Origin of the sequence: Pelorhabdus rhamnosifermentans (genome assembly GCF_018835585.1) — a bacterium.
GTDB lineage: Bacteria > Bacillota > Negativicutes > UMGS1260 > UMGS1260 > Pelorhabdus > Pelorhabdus rhamnosifermentans.
Genome location: NZ_JAHGVE010000052.1, coordinates 1 through 9,566 on the forward strand (window position 1 = coordinate 1; position 9,566 = coordinate 9,566).

A 9,566-nucleotide genomic window follows, 5' to 3' on the forward strand; every position below is an offset into this window, starting at 1 on the left:
TAGTATCTTTTGCTCCCACAATATTCGGCACATCGGCTAATTTTTCAACCAACCCTGCCGACATATTCACGCCTGTAATGATATTTAACCTCGCCCAGTTCCATATTCATAGCGTCGCCTATCTTACCGAACCAAACAAGGTTTTTTATTGTCAAACTTCCAACCAGGAATTAAATATTGCATCGCCGTAGCATCATTACGAGCACCTAAACAATGCTGATTGTAAAGTTTGTTGGCTTTTTCAACTTGAGCCATATCAATTTCCACACCCAGCCCGGATCTATCAGGAACAGCAACCATCCCCTCTTTAATTTGAAATGGCTCTTTAGTTAACCTTTCCTGATTTTCCTGCCAGATCCAATGCGTATCTAACGCAGCAATTTTACCAGGTGCCGCCGCTCCCACATGTGTAAACATGGCCAAAGAAATATCAAAATGATTATTCGAATGAGATCCCCACGTAAGTCCCCATTCATGACACATCTGAGCTACACGTATCGATCCTTGCATCGTCCAAAAATGTGGATCGGCCAAAGGAATATCAACCGAATGCAATTGAATGGTATGCCCCATTTGCCGCCAATCTGTAGAAATCATATTTGTTGCCGTCGGTAGTCCTGTAGCCCGACGGAATTCCGCCATAATCTCACGTCCTGAATAGCCATTTTCGGCTCCACAAGGATCTTCCGCATAAGCAAGAATATGATTCTTATTTTTGCACAAACGAATCGCCTCATCCAATGGCCAAGCCCCATTCGGATCCAGTGTAATGCGTGCCTTAGGAAAATGCTCGGCCAACGCCGTAACAACTTCCATTTCCTCGTCCCCGCGTAATACTCCGCCTTTTAGCTTAAAATCATTAAACCCATAACGTGCATGGGCCGCTTCGGCCAAACAAACCACTTTCTCCGCTGATAATGCCTCCTCATGACGAAGTCTCAGCCAATCATCTTTTTCATTCGGTGCACTGAGGTAAGGTAAATCCGTCTTATTTCGATCACCTACAAAAAACAAATACCCCAACATCTCTACTTTTTCTCGTTGCTGACCTTGCCCCAATAATGCGGCAACAGGAACATCCAGAAATTGACCTAAAAGATCCAGTAACGCCGCTTCCAGCGCAGTCAAAACATGGATAGTCGTACGCAAATCAAATGTCTGAAGACCGCGGCCTTCCGAATCACGGTCGGCAAACTGATTGCGTACACGATTAAGAACGTTGTTGTAATTTCCAATTGACTGTCCCATTACCTGACTTTTTGCATCTTCCAACGTTTGTCGAATCTTCTCACCACCTGGAACTTCACCCACACCAGTATGACCCGCATTATCTTTCATAATCACAATATTGCGGGTGAAAAATGGTGAATGCGCTCCGCTTAGATTAAGCAGCATACTGTCCTGCCCAGCAACCGGAACTACCTGCATATCTGTAATCACAGGTGTACTAGATTTTTTTGACTGAATACTCATTAATAATCACTCCTGATTCATATCTAATAGATAATCATATTGTTTTTACGATATATATTGATGCAAATATTGTGCCAATCAAAAAACAAGTATTCGATCAATCTCAAAAAAGCTATTTACAATATACGTTAAATGAAACAAAGACTCATTTTCTAAACCGTCAATATTTATTGTGTATTTGCTTGACGTTTCATTACCTTTTTAATCAAATAAATTGATGTAAAATAAGTATCCCGATTAAACCAAGCACCGATAATATACAAGTATATGTCGTTCTGACCTTAATGGCTTGAGCAAGTGGAATATTGAAATATTCCTTAAACATCCAGAAACCCGGGTCGTTAACATGAGAAGCAAAAATACTGCCTGAAGATGTGGCAAGAACCATTAATTCCGGGCTGATTCCACTCGCTTGAACTAAAGGTAAAACAATTCCTGAAGCGGTAGTAATAGCAACGGTCGCTGAACCTACCGCAATTCTTAGACTTGCAGCAATGACCCAAGCAAGAACGATTGGAGAAATATCTAATCCTTTGGTCAACGCTGTGATCGCATTACCTACTCCTGCATCGACAATGACTTGCTTAAATGCGCCACCGGCAGCAATAACTAAAATAATCATGGCTATAGACTTTATAGAAGCACCCATACTCGGAACAATTTCGTTTAACTTTTTACCACGTTGAATACCTAGTGTAAACATACTGATAAGAACGCTAATAAGCAAAGCAATTGGTGCATCTCCAAAAAACTGAAGATATAACATAACAGGATCTTTTTTAGACAGTACCAGAGCACCACAAGTACTAATAGCCATTAATATTACAGGAATTAACGCAGACAATAGGCTTATGCCAAAGCCCGGCATTTCTTCCTCTTTAAAAATCTTAGATGTAACGAGTCCTTCAGGAATTGACGCTTTAGCACTCAGCACAAAGTCAGTTCTTGAATAGAATACTCCTACAATCACGGCTGCCGGAACAGCGACGAGAAGCCCTAATAATAAGGTTTGCCCCATGTCAGCCCCGAAGATCGTAGCTACTGCTGCCGGTCCCGGGTGAGGAGGTAAAAAACTATGCGTTGTTGATAACCCAATCACTGCAGGTAAACCAACATACATGAGTGACAAACCAGTTTCAGCAACAATAGTATAGATAATAGGAATTAAAACAATAAATCCCGCTTCAAAAAACATAGTAATACCAACGATAATAGAAGTAAGAATCATTGCCCATTGAACATTTTTTCTCCCAAACTTATTGATAAATGTCGTCGCAATACGCTGGGCAGCCCCGGAATCTGCAAGAAGCTTGCCGAGCATCGCTCCAAAAGCAAGAATAAGAATTAAACTATTTAGCTGACTTCCTATTCCTTTATAAATGGATGCTGTAATATTGTGTAAAGGCATACCTTCAAGAAAACCGACAACCAATGATACCAAAATTAATGAAATAAAGCCGTCAAACTTAAGAACTACCATTAAGAGCAAAAGTAAAATAACACCGATTCCGACAATAAATAATCCCATATAAATCCCCTTTCATATCACAAATTAGTTTGCGCTTCCGTTTATTGTGATTTTTCAAACAATATTACTATTTGCAATATTCATGCCAATAGTAAATTTAAATTTATAACTGCGACTTGCTATGTTATTTGAGCTTTAATTTGTGCATAATTTCCTAATTAATTAAATAAAACAACAAAAAATAGTCTCAGTATCAAATATAAACATGGGGATGATTGCAACAATAGTTGCAATCATCCCCATGTGTTGCGCACCAAATTTGTTCAGAAAATGAGTATCTCAAAAATTGCAAAATAAAACTCGCAAGATTTATTGCGAGTTTACTATTATGTCCACAAATTGCATTATGTAGTGCAAGTCCTTTTCAGATGAATACCAAGTGATTTTAATTTGCGATACAGTGTACTACGATTTATCCCTAACCTCTTTGAAGCTTCTTTCTGATTATAATTTGTTTCCTCTAAAACATGCAAAATCTTTGCCCGCTCAGAACAATCATTCTCGGCAATATTCAAAGAATCCCCTTTCAAAGCCGCCTCCGCCGGAACATCAAACAGGTTTTCTAAAAAATTAGACGACACAACCTTTTCTTTCGCTACAATCACTAGCCGTTCCATAACATTGCGAAGTTGCCGGATATTTCCAGGCCATTCATAGGTGTTCACCAGTTCCTTCGCTTTCTTATCCAAAATCACTTCGCGCTGAAACAGCTGATTATACATTCCGATAAAATGTTCAGCAAGAATACCTGCGTCACCACGACGTTCTTTAAGAGAAGGGACTTGAATCGGAAGTACATTGATTCGATAATAAAGGTCCTCCCGAAAATCTCCCTTGGTAACTAATTGACTAAGATTCTTATTCGTCGCTGCAATAATTCTAATATCAACAGGCAAATATTTATCATCACCTAATCTCATAATCCGTCTTTCTTGAATCACACGCAATAATGCCATCTGAGCCACTTTATCCATTTCTCCGATTTCATCCAAAAAAATTGTTCCGCCATGAGCTAACTCAAAAAAACCCGCTTTCCCTTTTTTATTCGCTCCCGTAAATGCACCTTCGACATATCCAAACAATTCACTTTCCAATAAGCTTGACGGAATAGCTCCACAATTGACGGCAACAAATGGACGTTTTTTTCGTCTGCTGGCATTATGAATACCTTGAGCGAATAACTCCTTCCCCGTCCCTGACGCCCCCAGAATCAACACAGTTGCATCAATACCTGCATAATCTTCAGCAATTTGCTTAACTGACATAATTTGTGGTGAACCCCCGATAATATCACTTAGATGATATTGTGCTGATAAACCCTTTTTATAGTTTTCCTTACGAATCGTGGCTTCCATTTCTACGATTTGACTAACATCTTCAAGTGTAATCATAGCCCCCGTAATATTCCCATCAATATCAATAGGAATAACATTCGCCATAAACTTTCGACCCTGAATCTGAACCAATTTACCCCGATATACTTGTCCTTCCCGTAAGCAATTATCCAATAGCAAGTCTGGACATAATTTTTCTAAACTCTTTCCTTGAACCTGTTTCAAAGGACGGCCCAACAGTCGTTCGGCTGCAGTATTCATGATTTCAATACGCTTATGACCATCAATGCTCAAAATACCTTGGACTGAGTAATCAACTAATACGCGAAATTTTTTCATCCGTTCCTTTTCTAGTCGGCGAGCATAGGATACTTTTTCAGCCTGCAAGAAAGCGGTCCGGAATGATTCCTCGCCAGAAGTTAAAAAAATCGTTCTCATTCCCTTACGCTCAGCAATTTCGGTCGTGTGCATACCTCCGATTAAAATATCCGGGTGATCACGCAAGGCTTTTTCAACAGTAGAAGCTATTTCTTCCTCCGATCTTAGTAAATAAACCATGATTTGGACATCCATAACCTTGGCAAAAACCTCAATACTGCGTATCATGTTTTGAAAGGCCATGACAGCAATCTTAGGTTTTTCCTGTTTAGTAATTGCCTTAGCCGCTAATAGAGCTTCTGCCAAATCCTGAAATGTAATTGGAATTTCAACAACAGGCACCTGAATACCCGCATTCGTAATTAGTTCAGCCGTACCGCCGCGTGTCACAATCACATCGGCTCCATTCCGTTCAGCCTGCCTGGCAATCGCGATTCCTCGTGTTAAATCGCCCAAAATACAATCAACTTTGTCGATAAAGTCTAATTTTTTAATAATCTGCTCTCCAGATTTTAAAATTTCTTGATAGGGAGCAATAAAAACAATCCTTTTCATTTTATCCCACCTATTTTATCAAGTTCAATCCTCAGTATGATTTGACTGTCGTCGTACTTTTATTTTAACAAAAAAACTTACATCAAGTGATGTAAGTTCTGATTTCTCTGCTTAATCTATTCCTGAAAAAACTTTTGAATATGATTTTTTAGGTAACGCGGCAGTTAACAATTGCTGAGTTCCTTCTATGAATCGCTAATACTAAGAAAAGTTTAACACTCTTTCTTATTACGTTCAATAACGCTGGCTTTTCCAGCCTCAATATGCTTCGTAATAGCCTGTTGAACTGCATCTAAAGAACGAGATTCATAGGCTTGAAAGATCGCCCAATGTTCCATTTGTCCTGCTGATGACTTCCAAACACGTGTCATATACCACTGAAAATTCTGGGCTTGATAAATTTGATATAGTCTTTGATTATTTGTCCACATGACAGGCAGTGAGTGAAATTCCATGTCCAGTTGACCATACTGAATATAATCCACCGTAGCATTTTGAAGTAAATTATCCAAGGTAATCAAAAGCTGCTTTAATTCATGCAACTGTTCTACACGCATATTCTCTATGATCAATTCAGCTGTACGTAACTCAAACATGAGTCGAACATCTAAAAGTTGCAGAATATCCTCCAAAGCAATGCTAGCAACAAATGTCCCCCGACGCGGTATAACCGAAACCAGCCCCTCCATCATTAAGCGTTGAATGGCATCATTCACTGGAGTCCGACTTATTTTCCACTTCTTAGCTAACAAATTTACATCCAATTTCGATCCAGACTGCAATTTATGCTGCAAAATGGCGTCTTTCAATACATCATAAACTTGATCATTTAATCCTAAACAAAGTGGTAGATCTGTAAGATTATCAAACATAAGCCCTCCGCACATTCCCGTATTGTCCAATGAATTCTGTGAAATTTCACAGTTCACATTTTACATATCATTCTACACATTGTCAATAGCACAAAGAGTGCATGACCTATGCATGCACTCTTTGTGCTATTGATGCAATTGACCTTCCAAAAAATCCACAATACTTTTCCCTGTCGGCGGACATCCCGCAACATGTTTCTGGCATTGACTCGTACATTGACCAATCCCCAACCCATCGGCTGTCTGTCCACGAAAGCCCTGACCAATACAGAGAGAGGAGTGCAAAAATTTTAATTGACCTTTCTCATCCAATCGTTGCAGCGCATGAATCAAAGTACCGTAACAAGCAGAACAGGCTTCTTTAGCCACAACCTTTTGCCCCAACCGCTTTGCCTTATTGGAAGGTTTAAATTGTGTGCCATTTTTTAATCCAATATTATATTCAACAATTTGCGCCCCCTGAAGATTGGTTGAACCCACACCCACCCGCTCGGCAATATCAATATACTCAATATCTTCTTTCGAATATCCGAGCAAAGCAGCGGCATAAGTATCCACAAGCACTGGATCTTTTCCGACCATAATGCGATCCATTTGCACGGGATTTCCGCCTTCTTCAAAAGTCAGATCACCTGCAATAGAATCAACAATAATCAGATCGCCTTTTAACACCTTACCTAAATAACCAATTGGTTTATGAAGTCCCAGACTATGAAAGTGGCGTTTTTCACTGTCAGGCAAACAGCCCTTCATATTTTTTAACGAACAAGTCATCAGTGTTTGACAATGTGCTTTTAGCACAGGAATATTAATTAGAAAATCCACTTCAAGTGGTTTTTTACAAACTTTCATTGAAAGTCCTTCTACTTGTTTAACAACGAAATCATCGTCTTTTAAATCATATAAAGGAACGTCATATTTCTTAGAAAGTGTTTCGTAGCCACAAACCTGAAATGCTCGTTTCGTATTGTCACCAACCCAGGAACCTTCCATAATCGCAATATGTTTCATCCCATGGTTATGTAAATAACGAATAACACCTTCCACAATCTCAGGGGATGTCGTAGCTCCCTCACTAGCCTTTTTCGCCACAACAAGATTAGGTTTGATCCCAATATACATATCGGGATCAAGCTCTTTAGCAAGCTCAGTTTTATCCAAAAGGTCATAAGTCATTTGGGCCGGATTGGAACCATAAATAACATGAATCTCTGAGTTTTCCATCGCCGATTTTCTCCTATTCGATAACGTCATATCAAAACATGCTCACATAAAATTCTTTGTGAGCATACTTTCTTCAAAGTGGAATAGTAGATTCTGTCTGTTTATCGATTTCTACTGGATACATCGAAGCCCACTTGAATAAGGCGGCAAACTCTCGCTGCTGCTTCCTGAAGCAATTCTCCTGCCTGAGCCATGCATTCTGTAAGTTCCATAGGCCGCGGTACTGTGCCCATTAAGGCATCAATGCCTTTTCTCAGCACATCATCACAGCCCTTCCCTAAACCACCTGACAAACAAACGACAGGTACACCATATTGCTTCGCTATTTGAGCAATGCCAACAGGCGCTTTTCCATGCGCTGTTTGGAAATCCGTATTGCCTTCCCCAGTCATAACTAAGTCAGCGTGTTTTACTGTATTACTAAAGTCACAGGCTTCTAGAACAATTTCAACACCAGGGCGAAGCTTTGCCTGTGTAAAAATCATTAATCCCGCACCCAGTCCGCCAGCTGCTCCGGCTCCCGGAAGATTGAGCACATCTTTACCGATAACTTTTTTTGCTACTTCAGCATAATGCTTCAACGCTTGATCAAGTTCAGCCACAATTTCTGGTGTAGCTCCTTTTTGCGGGCCATACACAGCAGACGCGCCATGATCGCCACACAGAGGATTATCCACATCACTGGCTACTAATATGGTTGTCTCGGCCAACCGAGAATCGATATGAGTTGTATCCATTGTTTCAAGCTGAGCAAGAGCAGCTCCACCATAGGACAATTCTTGTCCATTAACATCAAGAAATTTTACCCCCAATGCCTGAGCCATACCGGCACCGCCATCATTCGTGGCGCTGCCGCCAATACCAATAATAATCTTTTTGATTCCTTGATCGAGTGCTGCTTGAATCAATTGGCCTGTACCATACGTTGTAGCCACTCGCGGATTGCGTTTTTCTGCCGGTATCAGTGTGATCCCTGAGGCAGCAGCCATTTCAATCACCGCTGTTTCGCCATCGCCCAATAGACCCCAGCTTGCTTGTGTTCTATCGCCAAGCGGCCCCATCACTTGTTGATGAATAATACGTCCTCCTGTAGCAGCAACTAGCGCTTCTACAGTTCCCTCGCCACCATCAGCGATAGGTACCTTACTTACCTGGGCCTCCGGGAAAACAGCATGAATTCCCTTTTCCATGGCACTCGCCACGTCCATGGCCGACAAGCTTCCTTTAAATGAATCCGGAGCAACTACAATTCGCATGTTTTTGTCACGTCCTATCTATCTGTTTATTCTATTTACTTAAAGTGTATAGCACCTACCAGTCCTTGGCAACTATTTTAGCCACTTATGCAGATTCAGACACAAACTTCATGAGATTAAGACCAATTTCCGTACTATATTCGCGTTCCACTTGACCATCGATAATATCCATAACCAATTCTCCTGTAGCCCCAACCCAAGCAGCATTTAAGTGTCCGCCACGAACTTGATATGTTTCATCAGCCAAATTGATGTGCAAATGGAGATAAACTTCCCCTTCTTTTTGAGAAATATTGCCCATAAGACTTGTAATTTCCATATTTCCTGTCAATTCCGTAGAATGATATTCTTTTGTATCTTGCATAAAAACACCGATACTGGCCTTGTTAATCGCACCAATGCCTGTGACAGTAGCTAATTTTATGTTATGCTGCTGACAAAACAGAGTGAGCGTTGCCAAAATTTCTTCGCCTTTATCTAAACGCAATACAATCTTAGATCCCGTACAATAATATTCCATAATTACTCTCCTCTGTCTGTTCATAATGAAATAGATTGAAAACAAAACCTCTTATCAAAAGATAAGAGGCTCTATATTTTTTTATCAATTACCGTTTGACTTCAACATTAGCCATTTTTTCATAATATTTTGCCAAACTGCAATGATCTTCATTTCCCATTCCATCTACTTTCAATGCCTGCATCATTTCCATGACAGCTGCCGTCAGCGGCAATGGCACTCCCACTTCATGCGAAGTTTCGAGTACATTGTTCAGGTCTTTGATGTGAAGATTGATGCGGAAGCCTGGGTCAAATTTACGATCCATTACAAGCGGTGCCTTCGCATCTAGTACGGTACTTCCTGCCAATCCGCCTCGAATGGCTTTGTATACCAATTCCGGTTCTACGCCCACTTTACTTGCGAGTACTAACGCTTCAGACATGG

8 protein-coding genes are annotated in these 9,566 nt (G+C 40.5%); all 8 read right to left on the reverse strand.

Annotated features, from left to right (window positions below; genetic code table 11):
- Positions 1 to 123: 123 nt before the first annotated feature.
- Positions 124 to 1,473 carry a glucarate dehydratase gene (gene gudD, locus Ga0466249_RS25360; protein WP_215832288.1) on the reverse strand — a complete coding sequence of 450 codons (1,350 nt, stop codon included), beginning with the start codon at positions 1,471 to 1,473 and terminating at the stop codon, positions 124 to 126.
- A gap of 205 nt (positions 1,474 to 1,678) precedes the next feature.
- Positions 1,679 to 3,001 carry a gluconate:H+ symporter gene (locus Ga0466249_RS25365; RefSeq protein ID WP_215832289.1) on the reverse strand — a complete coding sequence of 441 codons (1,323 nt, stop codon included), beginning with the start codon at positions 2,999 to 3,001 and terminating at the stop codon, positions 1,679 to 1,681.
- 344 nt (positions 3,002 to 3,345) lie between these two features.
- Positions 3,346 to 5,268 carry a sigma-54-dependent Fis family transcriptional regulator gene (locus tag Ga0466249_RS25370; protein ID WP_215832290.1) on the reverse strand — a complete coding sequence of 641 codons (1,923 nt, stop codon included), beginning with the start codon at positions 5,266 to 5,268 and terminating at the stop codon, positions 3,346 to 3,348.
- Positions 5,269 to 5,480: 212 nt separating this feature from the next.
- On the reverse strand, positions 5,481 to 6,140 hold the full coding sequence (locus Ga0466249_RS25375) for a GntR family transcriptional regulator (RefSeq protein WP_215832291.1): 660 nt from the start codon (positions 6,138 to 6,140) through the stop codon (positions 5,481 to 5,483).
- Positions 6,141 to 6,266: 126 nt separating this feature from the next.
- Entirely contained in the window at positions 6,267 to 7,364 is a 1,098-nt protein-coding gene (locus Ga0466249_RS25380; protein WP_215832292.1) for a DUF362 domain-containing protein, read from the reverse strand.
- A 101-nt stretch (positions 7,365 to 7,465) separates the two neighbouring features.
- Positions 7,466 to 8,620, reverse strand: coding sequence for a glycerate kinase (locus Ga0466249_RS25385; protein ID WP_215832293.1), 1,155 nt, complete (start codon positions 8,618 to 8,620; stop codon positions 7,466 to 7,468).
- Positions 8,621 to 8,705: 85 nt separating this feature from the next.
- On the reverse strand, positions 8,706 to 9,140 hold the full coding sequence (locus Ga0466249_RS25390; RefSeq protein ID WP_215832294.1) for a PPC domain-containing DNA-binding protein: 435 nt from the start codon (positions 9,138 to 9,140) through the stop codon (positions 8,706 to 8,708).
- Positions 9,141 to 9,228: 88 nt separating this feature from the next.
- On the reverse strand, positions 9,229 to 9,566 hold a 338-nt coding region (locus Ga0466249_RS25395; RefSeq protein WP_215832295.1), incomplete at its 5' end, for an NAD-binding protein.